At 50.8% G+C, this 18,854-nt stretch carries 15 protein-coding genes and 1 tRNA gene; 8 read left to right on the top strand and 8 right to left on the bottom strand.

Going from position 1 to position 18,854, the window contains the following annotated elements; genetic code table 11:
• Positions 1-234: 234 nt before the first annotated feature.
• Genes OSH01_RS10440 through OSH01_RS10420 form a run of 5 tightly spaced genes read left to right on the top strand, consistent with a single transcriptional unit; the run spans position 235 to position 6,166 of the window.
• Complete coding sequence (locus OSH01_RS10440; RefSeq protein ID WP_266124040.1) at positions 235-1,989, top strand: PAS domain-containing sensor histidine kinase; 1,755 nt, start codon at positions 235-237, stop codon at positions 1,987-1,989.
• On the top strand, positions 1,990-2,613 hold the full coding sequence (locus OSH01_RS10435; RefSeq protein WP_266124039.1) for a response regulator transcription factor: 624 nt from the start codon (positions 1,990-1,992) through the stop codon (positions 2,611-2,613).
• Positions 2,614-3,471 carry a bifunctional methylenetetrahydrofolate dehydrogenase/methenyltetrahydrofolate cyclohydrolase FolD gene (gene folD, locus OSH01_RS10430; RefSeq protein ID WP_266124038.1) on the top strand — a complete coding sequence of 286 codons (858 nt, stop codon included), beginning with the start codon at positions 2,614-2,616 and terminating at the stop codon, positions 3,469-3,471. It abuts the gene before it with no gap.
• 13 nt (positions 3,472-3,484) lie between these two features.
• Positions 3,485-5,563: a M3 family metallopeptidase gene (locus tag OSH01_RS10425; protein ID WP_266124037.1), complete on the top strand. Its 2,079-nt coding sequence runs from the start codon at positions 3,485-3,487 to the stop codon at positions 5,561-5,563.
• A 15-nt stretch (positions 5,564-5,578) separates the two neighbouring features.
• Entirely contained in the window at positions 5,579-6,166 is a 588-nt protein-coding gene (locus tag OSH01_RS10420) for an SCO family protein (RefSeq protein ID WP_266124036.1), read from the top strand.
• Between the two features lie 59 nt (positions 6,167-6,225).
• Here the strand turns inward: OSH01_RS10420 and OSH01_RS10415 are convergent, their stop codons facing one another.
• Together OSH01_RS10415 and OSH01_RS10410 are read right to left on the bottom strand one after the other, a co-directional pair.
• A complete protein-coding gene (locus tag OSH01_RS10415; RefSeq protein WP_266124035.1) occupies positions 6,226-7,617 on the bottom strand; it encodes a dihydrolipoyl dehydrogenase in 1,392 nt (463 codons plus the stop codon).
• A 53-nt stretch (positions 7,618-7,670) separates the two neighbouring features.
• A complete protein-coding gene (locus OSH01_RS10410; RefSeq protein WP_266124034.1) occupies positions 7,671-7,871 on the bottom strand; it encodes a heavy-metal-associated domain-containing protein in 201 nt (66 codons plus the stop codon).
• A gap of 87 nt (positions 7,872-7,958) precedes the next feature.
• Between OSH01_RS10410 and OSH01_RS10405 the strand changes: the two genes are divergently transcribed.
• Complete coding sequence (locus tag OSH01_RS10405; RefSeq protein WP_266124033.1) at positions 7,959-8,351, top strand: MerR family transcriptional regulator; 393 nt, start codon at positions 7,959-7,961, stop codon at positions 8,349-8,351.
• Between the two features lie 139 nt (positions 8,352-8,490).
• Positions 8,491-8,564: transfer RNA gene (locus tag OSH01_RS10400), tRNA-Gly, on the top strand.
• A gap of 23 nt (positions 8,565-8,587) precedes the next feature.
• Here OSH01_RS10400 and OSH01_RS10395 read toward each other — a convergent pair.
• Positions 8,588-9,040, bottom strand: coding sequence for a DUF7832 domain-containing protein (locus OSH01_RS10395; RefSeq protein WP_266124032.1), 453 nt, complete (start codon positions 9,038-9,040; stop codon positions 8,588-8,590).
• Positions 9,041-9,370: 330 nt separating this feature from the next.
• Here OSH01_RS10395 and OSH01_RS10390 point away from each other — a divergent pair, with 330 nt between their 5' ends.
• The gene (locus tag OSH01_RS10390) at positions 9,371-11,353 is read left to right on the top strand and encodes an FUSC family protein (RefSeq protein WP_266124031.1); all 1,983 of its coding nucleotides are present in this window, start codon (positions 9,371-9,373) and stop codon (positions 11,351-11,353) included.
• A 73-nt stretch (positions 11,354-11,426) separates the two neighbouring features.
• Here OSH01_RS10390 and OSH01_RS10385 read toward each other — a convergent pair whose 3' ends face one another.
• From OSH01_RS10385 to OSH01_RS10365, 5 genes are all read right to left on the bottom strand, one after another.
• A complete protein-coding gene (locus OSH01_RS10385) occupies positions 11,427-11,996 on the bottom strand; it encodes a nitroreductase family protein (protein WP_266124030.1) in 570 nt (189 codons plus the stop codon).
• 83 nt (positions 11,997-12,079) lie between these two features.
• Positions 12,080-12,814, bottom strand: coding sequence for a pyridoxine 5'-phosphate synthase (gene pdxJ, locus OSH01_RS10380; protein WP_266124029.1), 735 nt, complete (start codon positions 12,812-12,814; stop codon positions 12,080-12,082).
• Positions 12,815-12,890: 76 nt separating this feature from the next.
• Entirely contained in the window at positions 12,891-14,330 is a 1,440-nt protein-coding gene (locus OSH01_RS10375) for an efflux transporter outer membrane subunit (RefSeq protein WP_266124028.1), read from the bottom strand.
• Positions 14,330-17,521 carry an efflux RND transporter permease subunit gene (locus OSH01_RS10370; protein WP_266124027.1) on the bottom strand — a complete coding sequence of 1,064 codons (3,192 nt, stop codon included), beginning with the start codon at positions 17,519-17,521 and terminating at the stop codon, positions 14,330-14,332. Before OSH01_RS10370 ends, OSH01_RS10375 begins: the two co-directional genes overlap by 1 nt.
• A 5-nt stretch (positions 17,522-17,526) precedes the next feature.
• Positions 17,527-18,759, bottom strand: coding sequence for an efflux RND transporter periplasmic adaptor subunit (locus tag OSH01_RS10365; RefSeq protein ID WP_266124026.1), 1,233 nt, complete (start codon positions 18,757-18,759; stop codon positions 17,527-17,529).
• Between the last annotated feature and the right edge of the window lie 95 nt (positions 18,760-18,854).

Raw genomic sequence — 18,854 nt, 5'->3', positions numbered from 1 at the left:
GAAATGAGTCCGGACTTCTCTGCTCGGCAACCTTGTTTTATAAGGCTATCCTTGGAAGCTCCTAACTACGAACCGAGTACGTGCTGGGCGGGTTATGCCTGCTACAGCCCCATTCTAGGTAAGAACGGCAAAACGCTCAAGTAAAATTTCATTTTATGGTAAAGCTTTTTATAATGTGGAATTTCGCACCCCAAAATAACGCTTACAATGCCAACTCTATACGAGTTTGCAGCTATGGCTAACCATTCTAAAAAGTCCCTGATTCCTACTACCTTTTACGAACAAGCAACACATAATAAACGTGGCTTGTATTGGCTCACCCCAGTGCTGGTACTGTTTTTGTACCTCTGCGTGATGGGCGTGTTTATCTGGTTGCAACGGTTGCAAAACGACAGCGTCATGTTTGTAACGATCGACCAAGAAACACGTCAACAACGCCTGATGATGGTGATCATCGCATTATCGTTAGTCATTGTGGTCAGTTTGCTGGCCTTATGGCGCTACACACGCTTTCGCACCCGTGCTGAAGCGGCCCTGATCGCCGAGACAGGTTTTAGACGTGCCATGGAAAACTCCATGTCTACCGGCATGCGTGTTTTTGATATGCATGGTCGGATTGCCTATGTGAACCCGGCCTTCTGCCGCATGATAGGCTGGAACGAGGCCGATCTTGTTGGTCGGACGGCGCCCTTTCCTTATTGGCTGCCGGGACGCCATCAACAACATCAAGACACTCTAGATCTGCTGCTATCGGGCCGCACACCCAGTAGCGGGCTTGAAGTAGAAGCGCAACGACGCGATGGATCGCGCTTTACTTCACGTATGTATGTCTCCCCCCTGCGTGACCCCAACGGGGTTCAAATTGGCTGGATGACCTCAATGACGGACATTACTGAGCCTAAGCGCATTCGTGAAGCCTTAACGGCCGCACACGAGCGCTTCATGACCGTCCTTGAGGGGCTAGACGATGCCATTTCTGTCGTCGCCGATACCAGTGACGGGCTTGAGCTACTGTTTGCCAATCGCACGTACAGACGATTTTTCGGGGCTCAATCGAATGGCCACGAAGAACTACAGGGAGGGCGCTTAGGGCGTTTTACGGACGAAACGGTAGAGATTTTCGCCGAATCCGCGCAGCGTTGGTTTGAAGTCCATCATCGCATGCTGGCCTGGACCGATGGTCGCCGAGTTCGTTTGCAAGTGGCACGCGACATTACAGAACGTCGCAAACATGAAGAACTGTCTCGTGTACAACAGGAAAAAGTTCAACTGACTAGCCGTTTAACCACCATGGGTGAGATGGCGTCTTCTCTGGCGCACGAACTAAACCAACCCCTAACAGCTATTAGCAACTACAGCATGGGCGCCGTTGCCATGCTTAAGTCAGGGCGCTATAACCCAGAATCCCTTTTATCCGCCCTTGAGAAAGCCTCTCAACAGGCCGAGCGAGCAGGAAAAATCATCAGTCGCATCCGTGAATTCGTCAAACGCAGCGAACCCCGACGCCAGCAAGTCAAGATGATGGGCATCATAGAGAACGCCGTCAGCTTTGCCGATATCGATGCCCGCAAACGCCAAATTGACATTGATCTTGTACTGCCTGATCCACTACCGGACGTAATTGCTGACCCGATACTCATAGAGCAGGTATTATTGAACCTGCTTAAAAATGGGGTAGAAGCCATGGAGGCAAGCCAGTATCATGTATTACATGTAGTAGTCACTCGGCAAGACAACCTGCTCGAACTGGCTGTCATCGACCGCGGTCACGGTTTACAAAACCCTGAACGCTTATTTGAACCGTTTTATAGTACGAAGTCAGAAGGTTTAGGCATGGGTCTGAACATCTGTCGCACCATTATAGAGTCCCATCATGGGAGACTCTGGGCCACTGAAAACCCCGAAGGTGGAACGATTTTCCGCTTTACTCTACCCTGTGCAGTAAGTGAAAACTCAGAGACACCCGATAACAATCTGGAGATGCTTTAAATGACCAGCCAACAATTGCCGTGCATTATTTATGTTGTAGACGACGATGAAGCAGTACGCGACTCACTGCGCTGGCTACTTGAGGCCAATGGCTACCGAGTACGCTGTTTTGCATCGGGCGAAGAGTTCTTAGGTGTCTATGACCCCACCCAATTAGCAGTACTGATTGTCGATGTACGTATGCCTGGCATGAGCGGCCTAGAGCTGCAAGAGGCACTCATTGCCCGTAAAGCCCCTATTCCTATTGTCTTCATAACTGGTCATGGTGATGTGCCAATGGCAGTTACCACGATGAAAAAAGGGGCTATCGATTTCCTCGAAAAGCCGTTTAACGAAGCGGACCTGCGTACGATTGTGGCACGCATGATGGAACATGCCCAAGAACGCGCCAGCCATGCTCAGGCACAAAAAGATCAACAAGAAATCCTCGCCCGCCTCACCGCACGAGAACAACAAGTCCTAGAGCGCATCGTCGCGGGTCGTCTGAACAAACAGATCGCTGGTGATCTAAACATCAGTATTAAAACCGTCGAAGCACACCGTGCCAATATCATGGAAAAACTTGAAGTCACTACCGTCGCAGATCTAATGAAAATCGCGCTAGTAAAAGGCGAGGAAGCATAAATGACTGCTCGCATTATCGATGGCAAGGCACTCGCCACAAAAATCCGTCACGAGGTCGCACAGCGAGTCCTAGCCTTACAAGCACAAAGCATACAGCCTGGGCTCACCGTGGTATTGGTGGGCGACGATCCTGCATCCCATGTTTATGTGCGAAACAAAGCCCTAGCGTGCGAGGCTGCTGGCTTCAAATCCGATGTCCTACGATTGAGCAGCGACACCTCTGAGACCGATCTGCTGGCACTGATCCATCAACTGAACCAGGATGACACGGTGCATGGCATTTTGGTGCAATTACCGTTGCCCGCCCATCTTGATCAGCACAAAGTCATTGAAACCATTGCTGCCGATAAAGACGTAGACGGTTTTCACGTTAGCAATGCAGGCCTACTCATGACAGGCCAACCCTTATTCCGTCCGTGCACACCTTATGGTGTCATGAAAATGCTGGAATCCGAACAGGTTGAGTTACGTGGTGCCGAGGCGGTGGTCGTAGGAGCCAGCAATATAGTGGGCAAGCCTATGGCCATGTTGTTACTTGCCGCAGGTGCCACCGTCACCTTGTGCAACTCTAAAACACGTGATCTTGCCGCCCAAACACGCCGAGCCGATGTACTCGTGGTGGCCACAGGCCGCCCTGGCATCGTGACCGGCGACATGATTAAACCAGGTGCGGTGGTGATCGACGTAGGCATTAACCGCAATAGCGACGGCAAACTATGTGGTGATGTCGAGTTCGACAGCGCGGCGGCGGTCGCGGGCGCCATCACTCCGGTACCCGGTGGCGTAGGCCCCATGACTATTGCTATGCTATTGGTCAACACCCTAGAGGCCGCAGAACGCCGTCTCCAACAGCCCTGAATTTATTGAGTTTATGACGAATCCTTTATTGGTACCCATTGACGCGCCTATTGCCTACGATCAAGTGCAAGCTGCACACATACAAGCGGCCATTCCAGAACTACTTGCGCAAGCAAGGCAGGCTCTTGAAGGCATCAGCTCGGCCAACAACAGCCCTAATTGGCTTAACCTTGTAGATCCCTTATTGGATGCCACAGAGGTTTTATATCGCGCTTGGTCTGTCGCAGGCCATCTGAACTCGGTGGTGAACACCCCCGAGCTACGTGAGGCCTATAACGCTTGCTTGCCACAAGTCAGTGAATTTTCTACTTGGGTGGGGCTCAATCGCGACCTATTCGCCCGGTACCAAGCGTTTGCTAACAGCCCCGCCTACCAAGAGCTAAGCCCATCCAGACAACGCATTATTGATACCGCGTTACGCGACTTCAGGCTTAGCGGCGTAGAACTAGAAGGCCAAGACCGTGAGCGTTATGCCCAAATATCCGAGCAACTAGCGCAAAGCTCGCAACGCTTTTCCGAGCATGTATTAGATGCTATTGATGCTTGGTCACTTTATGTAGAAGATGCTAACCAGTTAGACGGCTTGCCTGCGGACAGCCTAGAGGCTGCCGCAGAAGCCGCCAAAGCTGATGGTAAAACGGGTTATAAACTCACCCTGAAAATGCCCTGCTACATCCCTGTGATGCAGTATGTGAAAAGCTCAGAAATCCGTGCACAACTGTATCGCGCTTATGCCACCGTGGCATCAGAGCAAGGCGCGCCGGAATTTGATAATTCAAGCGAAATTGAAACCTTATTGGATTTACGCGCGCAGCAATCTGCCCTGCTGGGATACCCCAGCTTTGCGCATATGCGTTTGCAAACTCGTATGGCCGATGAGCCCGAGCAAGTGCAGGCCTTCTTGCGCGAACTGGCGGCCAAGTCCAAACCCTATGCTGAAAAAGATTTAGTTCAATTACGCCAATTTGCAGCACAAGAACTAGGCCTAGAAACCTTACAACCTTGGGATATCGCCTACGCCTCGGAGCGTCTACGTGAACAGCGCTATGCCTATTCAGAAGACGAAGTAAAGCAATACTTTACCGAACCCACCGTAATGGAGGGCTTGTTTAAAGTAGTGCAACGCCTATTTGACGTGCGCCTACGCCCTCATGAGCAAAAGTTATGGCACGCCGATGCCCGCGCCTATGAAGTCTGCGCCTCTGACGGCACCGTGCTAGGTTTACTGTACACCGACTTGTACGCCCGCCAAGGCAAGCAAGGCGGGGCTTGGGTAGACAGTGAACGCACACGCCGACGCACAGATCATGGCCTAACCTTGCCCATTGCCTACCTAATCTGCAACTTTGCGGCTCCGCAAGGGGGCAAACCTGCTCTGTTTAGCCACGACGATGTCATCACGCTATTTCATGAGTCGGGCCATGCTCTGCACACGCTGCTCTCTCGCGTGGACGATCCTGATGCCTCCGCATTTTCAGCTGTTGAATGGGATGCGATTGAACTTCCTTCTCAATTTATGGAGAACTTCTGCTGGGAATGGCCGGTCGTGCAAATGCTCAGCAGTCACGTCGAAACCGGTGCCAGCTTGCCACGTGATCTGTATCAAAAACTATGGTCAGCGCGCAACTTTCAAAGCGGTATGCAAATGGTACGTCAAATCGAGTTTTCTCTTTTTGACATGCTGATTCATGCGCAAGAAACGGGCTTAACGATCACACAGGTCATGGAAAACCTACAGCAAGTGCGCGCTGAAGTAGCCGTCATTATCCCACCTGACTGGCATCGCTTTCCACACCAGTTCTCTCATCTGTTTGCAGGCGGCTACGGCGCAGGATACTATAGCTATAAGTGGGCCGAAGTACTGTCTGCTGATGCCTATGCAGCGTTTGAGGAAAACGCTTATCAGCATCCAGATGGTGCACGCGACACGCTAGACAGCAACACAGGACACCGTTTCTGGAAAGAAATCCTGGCTGTAGGCGGTGAGCGTCCGGCGGCCGATTCTTTCCGCGCGTTCCGTGGACGTGATCCGTCTATTAACGCACTCTTGCAGCACAGTGGCTTGGGGGAGGCACTGGCTAGCACTCACTAATTTGCGAGCATTACTATGTCCTGGTTTGTCACCCTTAGACGCCCCCTACTGGCCCTACTTTTTTTCGCGTTCAGCTCGGCGACGGTCGCGCAATCATTAAATCCAGTACGCGGCTTCTTGCCTGATCTGCGTTTTACCTTAAAAGGTCCGCAAGATAAGGTGGTGACTCAGGACGATTTCAAAGGCAAAGTAGTACTGCTTTTTTTTGGTTATGCCAGTTGCCCCGACATCTGCCCCACCACCATGGCGCAGTTATCGCAGGTAATGGACCAACTCGGGGAACAAGACAGCGCGCAAGTACGCATTTTGTTTATCAGCGTCGACCCACACCGCGATACCCCTGAACTTTTAGAGCAATATGTCAATGCCTTTGACGCTCACGCCATAGGCCTAACAGGAACGGAACAACAAATTGCTGATTTCGCCCGCCGTTATCGTGTGGCCTACCAAATAGAAAAACCCCGTGGCGATAACCCTAACAGCTACGAAGTTGCCCATAGTCGTGGCGTGTATTTTTTTGACCGTAACGGTAAAGCCCGATTTTTGGCCCCCGATTCCGAAGCTGTCGACGTGCTAGCCGATGGGGTACGCAAACTACTCTAACTCAATGCTTCAAACGTAAAAAAACAGCTAGGCTTATTCACAGGCCTAGCTGTTTGCTTTTAAGAAGCCAATTGCCGCAGTTGCTGCTGCGCATCACGTAAAGCCGTCCGCAACCCCTCTTCCAAAACGGGATGATAAAACGGCATAGCCAGCATTTGCTCTACCGTCAAACCTTGTTGATGCGCCCAAGCTAGCAAGTGGGCTAAATGCTCCACCTGCGGACCCAACATTTCAGCCCCTACAAAACGCCCATCTGCGAGCGCATACACATGCACGCGCCCCTTATTTTTTGCCATAACCCGTGCTCTACCTTGACGGCTAAAATCCATGCGTCCACATACAATGTCTTGAGGTACATCTTTATACACAGTACCTACCTGGGCCACTTGTGGATCACTAAACACGATAGCGATAGGGCTGCGGCGACTAAGCAAGCTAGGATTGGCCTGACCTTCTACGGCATGTCGCACACTCATACGTCCATCGTCAGCTGCTTCGTGCTGTAAGGCTCGCGTAGGGCTTACATCGCCTGCTAAATAAATAGGCGTGCCCACCACCTGCAAGGTTTTTGGATCAACCACTGGACGGCCACGCTCATCGAGCTGAGCCGTGGTTTGCTCCCATTGCAAACCTTCCAATTGCGGCGCACGCCCCGCAGCAGCCAACACAAAGTCGTAAGACTCGCTTAGCTCTTGGTCTTGATAGCGTAAGCTCACCCACGCTTGCCCGTCACGAAGCTCTGCCCCTAGGACATCCGCACCGTAGCGAATATCCAGCTCAGTGGCGAAGGTACGGTGGCCCAAGGCCAATAAATCAGGATGCTGAAGACCCGCTAAGCTCGTGCTGCGCGACACCATGCTTACCTGAACCCCCAAGCGACACAATGCCTGCCCAAGCTCCAGCCCGATGGCGCCCGCACCCACCACCAACACGCGTTGAGGTAAGTCTTGCCAATCAAACACATCATCATTGCTAATTAAACGCTCGCCCAAAGCCAGCAAAGGCTTTGGTCTTACTGGCAACGAACCAGTAGCCACAATAATATGTTGGGCCTGTATTTGGGTGTGCTCGCCTACCTGCAAGCGATGGTTGCTTAAAAATCGTGCGTAACCTTGCACTTTATCGGCTGCATCATAGGCATCCACATCATCAATCACACTTTGCACGAAACGATCACGCTCGTGGCGCAAACGTTGCATCACTGCCTGACCATCTATTGACCAGCTGGGCACGTTCACCCCAAACACGCCAGCCTCACTTACTGCATGAGCGGCTTCTGCCGCCGCTATCAACAACTTAGAGGGCATGCACCCTACCCGAGCGCACATGGTACCGTACGGGCCACCTTCTACCAACACCACGCGCTGACCTGCCCTTTTAGCGCTTGCGTAGGCAGTCATCCCCGCTGTCCCAGCACCGATAATAGCTACATCACAACTTATTTGTTGCATGCCGACTCCTTAATGTTTGATCGATAAAAATGACTTAACCCATTCAAGTCGGCCTACAGGCTTTCGGGTGTAAAACCAGCATCGCCAATCGCCTGTAAGACCGCTGCCTGATCCACTTCACCATGAATTTGTACCCGATGTGTGGCGACATCTGCCTGCACTTGCGCAGAAGGGTAGATACTTTGCACGGCATGCGTAATGGTTTGCACACAATGACCACAGGTCATATCCTTAACTTGAATTTCGAATGACATCACTCTCACCTCACAAAAAATCATCTAAAAGAATAAAACACTCACCCCTATAATAACGTTTATCAACCACCCCCGAGGCAAAACACGATGCTAATCAGCGAAGCCGCCAAGCTCAGTGGATTGAGCGCTAAAATGATACGCCGCTATGAAGAAATGGGATTGCTCAGCAGTCATCGCCAGGCGAACGGCTACCGGCATTACGGCCAACAAGACATTGACACCTTACGCTTTATCGCGCAGGCGAGAAAACTGGGATTTAGCCTACAAGACATACAAGAGCTCACTTTGCTCTGGAGCAACCCCCAACGCAGTAGTGCGCAGGTCAAGGCGCTTGCTATAAAACACATACAACAGTTGGAGGCCAACGCCCAAGAGCTACTGAATATGGCGACACAGTTGAAACAACTAGCCGAGCAGTGTAGAGGTGACGCCGACCCTGAGTGCGCCATACTTAATGGGCTAGACGGCGCACAAGCTTAGTGAGTTGCCCACAGCAGCCCACTAACTAAATCCCGCTATTTAGGCGCATTCACCACCACAAGACACACGCATTATTATCAAAAAAGAAAAAATTCTGGACAAGTAAATAGGACTGCGTTACTGTTTATGTCTTGCTACAGCGGGTGTAGTTTAATGGCAAAACTTGTGCTTCCCAAGCATACGTCGTGGGTTCGATTCCCATCACCCGCTCCACGTACACCTAAGGCAAGCACAAACTAGCCGTCCAGCCCTTGCTCGCCGCGCCAATGCTCGTAGCGTTGCTCTAGAACCGGGTGCAAGGTCTCATACGTATCCCAATTGTCTGGTACATGGTAGATAGACGGGAATATCTCGTCGTCTAAAGTGTCCACGTAATCATCCAGATAAAGGTCGTCATAATAAAAATCGCTGAAGGCCTTGCCGATCGGCGTCATATCTTCGCTGACCAGCACATCGTCGCAACAGTCTTGTAGCAATTGCGAGCCTGTCAGTAGATGATCTTTGCACTGGCGAACCTGCTCGGGATAGCGCTCAGTAAAGGTATTGGCTAACAGGCCTTTTTCTACCAACCAGGCCAAATATAGGCCAATATGGGTACGTCCGCCTTGCCGGCCTAGGTCGCCAGGGTAGTCCCCACCCAAGTGCCAGTCGACAGCGTCATATTTAACGGAATCAGTTTGCGTGGTCAATGTGGTACCTCAATAGGGATACGTTTGAGTAAAAGTGCTGGGACATGTTGTAGCCCATTAAGCGTGCACTCTTAAATACTATGGTGCGGGTACATGTCTACGCAATGACAACAACAAAACGTTACCTTTTTCTTATTAAACTACTGGTACAGCCTGAGCATTTGCTTGTTGCCCAATGCCTGCACTCTATCACTCCTAGCGTCAGTCCTATTCAACGGCGTCACAGACTGCTATAAACAGGTTATAAGAATAAGAGTTATCGTTCTAAGCCTAAAACATGCGCGGTAGTCTGTCTTACCTTTACTTTACCCAAACTCGGACCTACTGATAGTGAAAAATATAGCAAGCACTCCCACTCAGTCTGCGTCCTTTGCGCACCCTGTCACGTGGCTCAAGCAACTGACGCATCTGCAACCGGCCGCTTGGAACTGGCCGCGCTCCTTGCGCTCGGCGCTTGGCATTAGCTTACCGTTAATCATTGGCTTGCTAACGAATCAACTCGACCTTTACCTGTGGGTATCATTAGGTTTCATGCTTCAGATCAGTTCCGAGCGGGATAATCCGTATCAGGTCATTTTTCTGCGCATGCTTATTATTACTCCCCTAGCCATGTTAGGAATGATGCTTGGTTACCTAAGCAGCCTCCCTTGGGAGGTCGTTACTCTCTGCATGACTTTACTCGCTTTTTTGTCTGCGATTTTAAGTAGCTACACCTCCGCCTTGTCGATTGGGACCATGCAGATGATTATGCTAGGGACCATTTCTGTCAGCACCTCATCTGGAGGTCATTACTACCAGTCAGCGCTCCTATTGTTAGCCAGTAGCCTTTTTTATGCGTTCATGTTGGCGATAGAAGCCCTGCTTTCACGACGCTCACAAGAGGCAGAATACTCCCATCAAATATTACTTAGCTTGGCCACACTAGCCGATGCCAAAGCAAAAGGCCAAGACACAGAGCTCATGGCGCAAAAGTTCAGTAATTTGATGAGCTCGCTGTACACGCTGATGTTTCATACTCGTTCCTTGTCTCCAGGACGCAGTATTAGTTCTGAACATATCGCTGCCACGCTGCAGCATTGCGATAACTTGTTTGCGGCGATTATTGGCTCTGAGGACTCGAACGCCCTACACGCCCTATCACAGCGCTTAACACTGTGTGCCCAAGCGTATTATCGAACTCCCCAAGCATTGCCCTCAGGGCTGATCAGCCAAACTCAAGACGGACTGGAAGGCTACCTTAATACGCTGATTACCACCTTATGGGAAAAGCCAGGCAGTCGTTTGCTCACACAATTACACATTACGCTGTTTAACCCACGAACCACGACACGAAAACGATTTTGGGCGTTTGTAGGAGAGCTTAGCCCTGGAAAAGAGGTGCTACTCACTGCGAGCGCCTTAGCGCTTTGTACGTTCATTGCCTACAACTTGCGTTGGAAAGACAATTACGACCACTGGTATTGGATACCTATGACCGTCATACTTGTAATGAAGCCTGACATGGGATCAGTTTTTGCCCGCACTGCCTTACGCTGCATAGGCACTAGTGCAGGAGTAGTAATAGGTGGACTCATTCTTTACTTCGTACCCTCGGGCCCCGTCTTCATACTGTTTATGGCCGTATTGGCTGCCTTGCTCCCTTGGGCTGCACAGCGTAACTATGCTTTCATGTGCTTGTTTCTCACGCCGTTAGTTTTGGTATTGCTAGAATATGTAATACCGTTGCACATCAGCATTGACTATGCCGTACTACGGTTGATCGACACATTCATCGGCAGCGCCATCGCCCTGTTTTTTGGTTATATCATCTGGCCTAATAAATCTAGGCACAAACATTTCTCTGATTCTTTTCAAGCACTACGCAGCACACTGGCCAACTACCTTCGCACTTTATTAGAAGAACCAGAAGGTAAGGACGAGAGTGCAATCCATCGTGCTCGCCACGCTGCCTACGCTCAATTGGCCGATCTACGTAGCAGTTTGCAAAAACAACTCTCCGACCCTCCTGCGGCTAGTCAAGAAGCGCTATCTTGGTTTCCTCTCATCGCTGGCGCTGCTCGCATTAACAATGCCATCACTACGTACTCCATTCAACCCCACACACCTTGTAGCCCCCATGACAAGCAGCTTTTACAGCTTTTAGCCGACCTCATCGAGCACGGGCACCCAGAGCAAATACCCAACGAAAACTGGAGCAGTGATCAGCCTGGGTCTAGACAAGAACAACTGATAAACACCGCTTTGAACGAACTGCGCCATGCGGGCGGTTTAGTGGCTATACATCCCAGCCCAACCCTAACCACAGGCGCTTAAGAGCCGCAGAACATAGTCGTAAAAAAGGACCTGCTAAGCAAGTCCTTCATATGGAGCAGCGCTGCACGGTGTATTAGCTTGCGTGCCATTGCTGAACAAACTCGGCCGGGTCTGGACGTTCTGGCGCACCCAGCTTGTGTATAGGTGTACCAATGGAGACAAAACCCATAAAACGATAATCTAAGGCATCAAAACCCAAGGCCTCAGGCACTTCATCGGTATAGGTGCCTAACCCTGTGCTCCAGAAAGCCCCAAAACCTAAAGCATGGGCCACGTTCAAAATATTAGTGACGGCTGCGCCGCAAGCCAGTAAGCGTTCCTCTTCAGGGATTTTTTCATTGCTATGATCCAAGTGGCACGCCACGGCAATCAGCAAAGGCACTTTCGCTAACCAAGCCCGGGTAGAGGCCGCTTTCTGCTCGGTAAGGGGTGTCCCTGCACGCTCATTGGCAGCAATCGCTAATTCACCCAACGCTACCACATCAGCATCACAAATCAACTTAAAACGCCAAGGCCGCAAACGCCCATGATCAGGGGCACACATAGCCGCCCGCAACAAAGTATCTAACTGTTCTGCATTGGGGCCTGGCCCCTGAACCATTTTCATGGAGCGTCGCTGCAAAATGGAATCGATGATAGTCATGTAATAACCTAAAAACAATCTTTCTAAGAAACTCGGAATACACTCATTAGCCTAGACCACTATTTAGCATGGTAGTAAGCGGATTAAGGACGACTTTGCTGGGCCGTGACCAATATCGCTTTCATATCACGCACCGCTTTATCCCACCCATCAAAAATGGCTTGCGCAACGATGGCGTGACCAATATTGAGTTCAGCTATGCCGGGTAATGCTGCGACCGCTTGAGCGTTGTCATAGTGCAAGCCGTGGCCAGCATTTACACGCAAGCCCAACGCTACCCCTTGACGGGCCCCCGCTGCGATACGAGCTAGCTCTTGGTGCTGGGTTAAGTCGTCTTGTGCATCCGCAAAACAGCCTGTGTGCAACTCTATAACGGTCGCGCCTGTCTCATGGGCTGCTTGAATTTGCTCAGCCACCGCATCGATAAATAGCGAGACTCGTATACCCGTTTGCTGCAACTGTTTTACGGCTGCCGACACTTGCTGAAAGTGAGTGCATACATCTAAGCCCCCTTCTGTGGTTAATTCCTCGCGGCGTTCAGGCACCAAACACACATCTTGAGGTGCCACCTGACAAGCGATATCCAGCATCTCAGAGGTAATCGCACACTCTAGATTCATGCGCGTTTGTAATAACGGGCGGATAGCAAAAAGATCGGCATCTTGAATGTGACGCCGATCTTCACGCAAATGCACGGTAATAAGGTCTGCACCCGCTTGCTCAGCCCGTATCGCTGCTTGCACAGGATCGGGATAGCGCGTGAAGCGCTGCTGACGCAATGTGGCTACGTGGTCAATATTTACACCCAGTTCTATCATTCCCGTTTACCCTCCAAGTCATGTAAAGGGAGATTTCAGCAGGGTGTATTATCGCCTTTTATCACCTTAATGTCGCCTAAGCCTTATCATCTTGGGGAGTAATGGTGTCAGCGTTCCATCCTCCGCCTAAGGCCTTATACAGTTCAACCCGATTCAGTAAAGAAGCCAAACCCGTTTGTATATATGCCTGACGCGTGCCGTACAAACTTATCTCCGCTGTTTGCACCTGAAGAAAGCTATCTACCCCTACCTCGTAACGTAGATTAGCCAAGCGTACAGTTTCGCTGGCAGCTTTCTCTACGTCGCTCAGAGCGTCGATCTGCCCTGAGTACGTAGCCTCACCTGCCAAGGAGTCGGCGACCTCACGAAATGCCGTCTGAATCGTTTTCTCGTACTGAGTCACGGCCATATCACGTTGGGCTTCTGCTACCTGCAAACGGCCACGAGTTCCACCTGAAAACAGCGGCATCACGATTTGCGGTTGAAACTGCCAATAACGATTATCGCTACTAAATAATCCACCAAGCTGTGGGCTTAAAAAGCCTAATAAACCAGTTAGCGTAACGTTAGGAAAAAAAGCGGCACGAGCTGCGCCAATATTGGCATTAGCCGCTTTAAGTTGCATCTCGGCGGCAATAATATCAGGCCTACGCTCCAAGAGTTCGGAAGGCAAACCTACCGGCAAATGAGGCAATAACTGAGCCCGAGTAAAATCTGCTGCTGCAGGCATATCATCGGGGATTTCGGTTCCCAGCATGAGGCGCAAAGCATTTTCCGCCTGTTTTTCACTACGTTCCGCTGCCGCCATGTCAGATAGCACCGTACTGTACTGCACCTTAGCCTGATTCAAGTCTAAGCTTGAAGCCACACCATTATCGTAAGAGGTTTGCACTAAGCGCAAGCTCTCGGTACGGCTTTTTAGGGTATGCCGCATCAGCTTTTGCATCTCTTGGGCTGCACGCAAGCGAAAGTAGGATTCGGCGGTCATTGCCACGACCGTTAAATGAGCCGTACGTTGTGCTTGTTCAGTTGCTAAATACTGCTGATAAGCTGCTTCAGAGAGGTTCTTAACGCGTCCCCAGAAGTCCAGTTCAAACGACGAAATTCCGACTCCAGCCTGAAAACTACGCGATACGGAAGGAGATCCAGGCCCCGCTGGACGAGCGGCTTCGGGATACCTTGTAGCCTGTTCTGCTGCCATAACCCCAATAGTGGGTAAGCGGTCGCTACTGACCACACCATATTGCGCTCTGGCTTCCTCAATACGCTGCGTGGCTAAACGCAAATCGCGATTATTTTCTAGAGCCAAGGCGATCAGAGCCTGTAGACGCTGATCGGTAAAGAACTCGCGCCAACCCAAATCAACCGCTGCAACTTGACCGTTGCCGGCCGCCTCGGCCTGAGGGTACTGAGCCGAAACTGGCATTTGCGGGCGCTCATATTTAGGGGTGAAGGAGCATGCCGACAGTGCCAACAGGCCTACTAAGGCTGAGCTACTAAGTATGAAACGAGCCATTAGTGTTGTCCTCCTTGAGCCTGTTCCTGAGCTGCCTTCGCGGCCAATTCGCGCTCGTGCTCACGTAAAGCCTCGCCAAACAGACGCGGTTTAGTTTTGAAAATCTTCATCACAACTAAGAAGAAAGCAGGCACCATCAGCACTGATAACGGCGTGGCAGCCAACATTCCACCCATTACGCCCAGGCCAACTGCATTCTGACTAGCAGCTCCTGCCCCCGTGGAGAATGCCAAGGGCGTAACACCTAAGATAAAGGCAAACGAAGTCATTAAAATGGGTCGGAAACGCAACCTTGCAGCAGTCAGCGTCGCCTCATACAGCGAATCGCCGCGTGCGTAAGCATCTTTAGCAAACTCCACAATCAAAATCGCGTTTTTGGCTGACAACCCAATCACTGTCACCATCCCTACTTGGAAATACACATCGTTTGCCATTCCCATGCCGTTCACCAACAACACAGCGCCGAGCATACCCAGCGGTACTGCCAACATCACAGACAGCGGGATAGCCCAACTTTCGTACAAAGCAGCCAGCACCATAAAGACTACTAATACCGCTAGCCCCATGAGTATGGTGGACTGACCTGATGCCTCAATTTCTTGGTAGGACAAACCCGTCCATTCAATACCAAAACCCGGCTGCAACTGGGTATAAAGACGCTCTATTTCAGCCATTGCTTGACCGGAGGAGTACCCCTCGGCCGCGCCACCACCGATACGGATGGATTCATAACTGTTATAGCGTACGACCTGAACAGGACCTTGGGTATCAGACACCTTCACTAATGAAGACAATGGCACCATCTGACCTTGATTGTTGCGCGCGTTAAGTTGCAACAAATCATCCACGGTCATACGAGCCTCAGCATCTGCTTGTACCCAGATATTTTGCACTCTGCCCTGATTGGTAAACTTACCAATGTAGCTTGAGCCAATACCAGTAGAAATCAGGCTGGCAATCTCATTGAAATCCACACCCAGCGCAGCGGCTTTATCACGATCCACATCTAGTTTGATCTGCCGGCCTGGGCCTAACCCTGTGATTCGGACCGACTGCGCATCGATAATGGGACTTTGACGAGCCAGCCCCATTAACTGTTGAGCTGCGGCCTGTAAGGCAGCCCCACCCTTACCACCACGGTCTTCTAAGCGTAAGTCAAACCCAGAGGAGTTACCCAAAGACGCAATCGCAGGCGGTACGATAGAAAACACGGCAGCGTCAGGCAAGCCAAAATATAAGGCACCAATGGCTTTGCCGGCCAACGTTTGTGCGGAATTTTCTTGCCCTTTACGTTGATCAAAACCTTTTAAAGGTACAAAAGCAATGGCTGAATTCAAGCCGTTACCATTGAAGCTAAACCCTTGCACAGTAACGATATTTGCCACCTGTGGCTGCTTTTTAAAATACTCTTCAACCTCTTCGATAATTTCTACAGTGCGGTTAGCAGATGCCCCAGCCGGCAGCTCAATGTTGGCAATGATGTAGCCTTGGTCCTCTTCGGGTAAGAAGCCTGTAGGCATACGCACGTACATGAAAACCAATACGCCCAACAACATGGCATAAATCAACATCATCCGACCGCCACGACGCAAGGACATGCCCACTAAGCCACTATAACCGGAGGTGGTTTTGTCAAAACCACGGTTAAACCAACCAAAAAACCCACGCTTTTGTTCGTGCTGACCTTTAGGAATAGCCTTCAAAATAGTCGCACACAAAGCGGGGGTGAACGACAAAGCCAAAAAAGCCGAGAATGCGATGGACACGGCCATTGCGACAGAGAACTGACGATAAATAACGCCCACAGAACCTGACATGAACGCCAAGGGTAAAAACACCGTGGTCAAAACCAATGTAATCCCCACGATCGCACCAGTAATCTGAGGCATTGCTTTCTTGGTCGCTTCTTTCGGGCCAATACCCTCTTCGACCATAATTCGCTCGACGTTCTCAACGACTACAATCGCATCATCCACCAAAATACCAATGGCCAACACCATCGCAAACATGGTGAGCACGTTCACCGACATGCCTAGCAAAAGCATCACGCTAAAGGCACCTAAGATAGCGACTGGAACCACTAGTGCGGGAATAACGGTATAGCGCACGTTCTGCAAAAACACGAACATTACAATAAACACCAATACCATTGCTTCCAACAAGGTATGCACTACCTGTGTAATGGATGCATCAATGTACGGTGAAGTATCGTAAGGAATGTCGTAGCGTATCCCTTCAGGAAAGTATTTCGACAGCTCTTCCATTTGCTGCTTAATACCTTTGGCAGTTTCCAAAGCATTCGCATCGGGAGAGAGTGAAATCGCAAAGGCCGCTGTAGGCTGGCCATTTAAACGAGCCCCAAATTGATAGTTATCTGCCCCCACTTCAACCCTTGCCACATCACGAATGCGCACGGTAGAGCCGTCTGGGTTAGAACGCAGGATCAAATTACCGAACTCTTCAGCCGTCGCCATCTGGCCATTGACAACAATAGGTGCGGTGACACGTTGGCTAGCAGGGTTAGGGGGAGCGCCCAACACACCAGCTGACACTAAAACACTTTGGTTAGCAATCGCTGCGTTCACCTCGCTCATGCTGATTTGATAGCCCACCAGTTTGGCTGGGTCTACCCAAATACGCATGGCACGGGGGGCTGCAAACAACTGGAATTTACCCACACCAGGTACGCGCGATATGGTGTTTTGTACGTTACGCTGGATATAGTCAGCCAATGCGGTTTGATCCATCGAACCATCTGTCGACGACAAGGTGACCACCAGCAAAAAGCCCGTATTAGATTGCTCTACTTTCAGACCTTGCTGCATTACGGCTGCCGGCAGGGCAGCGGTAATATTATTTACCTTGTTTTGTACATCCACCTGAGCCATATCAGCATCAGTACCAGGGCGAAAGGTAGCAGTGATTTGAGTTTGGCCGTTGGAGTCACTGACCGACTCGTAATACAGCAAACCCTTCGCACCGTTGAGCTCATCCTCGATCACGCTGGCCACGTTACTCGCGACGTCTTCAGCCGTTGCACCTGGATAGGTTGCAGAGATAGTAATGGCGGGAGGAGCAACCTCGGGGTACTGGGCTACCGGCATATTGGGCAAAGCCAGTAAGCCCAATAAGGTGATCGCTAAGGCAATCACCCAGGCAAAAATCGGCCTATCGATAAAAAACTGTGGCATGACGATTACTCGCTTGTCTTAGCGTCTTGTGTGGCTGGTTCCCCTGACTGGGATGGCGCTGCTTGAGTGTTTGGCTCTGCTTCGGGGTTATTAGGGTCCCAGGGTATGGGTTGCAAGGTAGCACCCGGCATCAGTTTCTGGAATCCTGCAACTAACACCTGGTCACCCGGCTGTAGGCCATCTTGCACGATATAACGGCCGTCCTTCTCAGCACCTAAGGTAACCGCGGTGTTAATCGGTTTGCCTTCACGCACCACAACCACCGAAGCAAGACCGTCACCGCCATACTGAATAGCTTGCGCCGGCACCAGTAAGGCATTTTGGGCTACGCCTTGCTCAAGCACTACACGTACATACATGCCCGGCAGTAATATTTGCTCAGGATTATCAAATTCAGCACGCAGACTCACTTGTGCGGTGCTGGGGTCAACGCTTACCCCTTCAAAGAGCACTCGTCCAGAAGGCTCATAAAAGCTATTGTCATCCAAGCGAATCCTTGCCTTAGCCTGCCCTTCCTTAGCCAAGACGAACTTCCCTTGGGCCGCGGCACGGCGCAACTGAGACATTTCATTGGTCGAACGCGTAATGTCGACATATACCTTATCAAGCTGCTGCACTACCGCCAGCGGCGTCGCAGCATTAGCGGAAACTAAAGCACCTTCGGTTACTAACGATTTACCGATACGCCCCGAAATAGGAGCTACCACTTTGGTATAACCTAGATTAATGTCGGCATTGGCCAACGCCGCTTTAGCTGCTGCAATGGCGGCTTGAGCCTGCGCTGCCCCTGCTTTTGCGGTGTCATAATCTTGACGTGACACAGCGTTTTCTTTAATAAGGCGATCATACCGTTGGGCTAAGGCTACCGCACTTTGCGCATTGGCCTGTGCACGCTGTAGCTCTGCAGCGGCTTGATCCCGAGCCGCTTTGTACGGGGCAGGGTCAATGGTGTAGAGCAATTGCCCTTCCTCAACTAAGCTACCTTGCTCAAAATTGCGCGCTAATACGATGCCGTTCACTCTAGCACGAACTTCTGCATCTTTAATTGCCTCTATACGGCCAGGCAAATCTGAAAATAACTCTGTCGCCTCAGGCTGAACGGTGACCACATTCACAGGTATTTTCATGCCCGCCATGCCCTGCTGTGGCTCATCTTTGCCGCACGCGGCTAACAACACAAGCGAGGTGAATGCGGCTACGCGCAAGGGCTGCCAAGCTAGCAGACGAGAAAAAGACATGAATAGCTCCTGTGTCATGCGGGTTACAGTTTCCCCAAAAACTGACTGCCCAGTATGGTTTGGGCAAGCATGAAGTATATGTCAAAAAAAATGAT

Origin of the sequence: Alcaligenes endophyticus, from assembly GCF_026344035.1 — a bacterium.
In the GTDB taxonomy this organism is placed as follows: domain Bacteria; phylum Pseudomonadota; class Gammaproteobacteria; order Burkholderiales; family Burkholderiaceae_B; genus Alcaligenes; species Alcaligenes endophyticus.
This window is presented reverse-complemented; position numbering and strand designations above follow the sequence as displayed.

What these genes read in the sequence shown, in the direction of transcription:
- OSH01_RS10370 (WP_266124027.1), bottom strand. Translation starts at nt 17,521, where the DNA reads ATGCCACAGTTTTTTATCGATAGGCCGATTTTTGCCTGGGTGATTGCC.
- OSH01_RS10425 (WP_266124037.1), top strand. Translation starts at nt 3,485, where the DNA reads ATGACGAATCCTTTATTGGTACCCATTGACGCGCCTATTGCCTACGAT.
- OSH01_RS10415 (WP_266124035.1), bottom strand. Translation starts at nt 7,617, where the DNA reads ATGCAACAAATAAGTTGTGATGTAGCTATTATCGGTGCTGGGACAGCG.
- OSH01_RS10365 (WP_266124026.1), bottom strand. Translation starts at nt 18,759, where the DNA reads ATGTCTTTTTCTCGTCTGCTAGCTTGGCAGCCCTTGCGCGTAGCCGCA.
- OSH01_RS10410 (WP_266124034.1), bottom strand. Translation starts at nt 7,871, where the DNA reads ATGTCATTCGAAATTCAAGTTAAGGATATGACCTGTGGTCATTGTGTG.
- folD (WP_266124038.1), top strand. Translation starts at nt 2,614, where the DNA reads ATGACTGCTCGCATTATCGATGGCAAGGCACTCGCCACAAAAATCCGT.
- OSH01_RS10405 (WP_266124033.1), top strand. Translation starts at nt 7,959, where the DNA reads ATGCTAATCAGCGAAGCCGCCAAGCTCAGTGGATTGAGCGCTAAAATG.
- OSH01_RS10375 (WP_266124028.1), bottom strand. Translation starts at nt 14,330, where the DNA reads ATGGCTCGTTTCATACTTAGTAGCTCAGCCTTAGTAGGCCTGTTGGCA.
- OSH01_RS10385 (WP_266124030.1), bottom strand. Translation starts at nt 11,996, where the DNA reads ATGACTATCATCGATTCCATTTTGCAGCGACGCTCCATGAAAATGGTT.
- pdxJ (WP_266124029.1), bottom strand. Translation starts at nt 12,814, where the DNA reads ATGATAGAACTGGGTGTAAATATTGACCACGTAGCCACATTGCGTCAG.
- OSH01_RS10440 (WP_266124040.1), top strand. Translation starts at nt 235, where the DNA reads ATGGCTAACCATTCTAAAAAGTCCCTGATTCCTACTACCTTTTACGAA.
- OSH01_RS10420 (WP_266124036.1), top strand. Translation starts at nt 5,579, where the DNA reads ATGTCCTGGTTTGTCACCCTTAGACGCCCCCTACTGGCCCTACTTTTT.
- OSH01_RS10435 (WP_266124039.1), top strand. Translation starts at nt 1,990, where the DNA reads ATGACCAGCCAACAATTGCCGTGCATTATTTATGTTGTAGACGACGAT.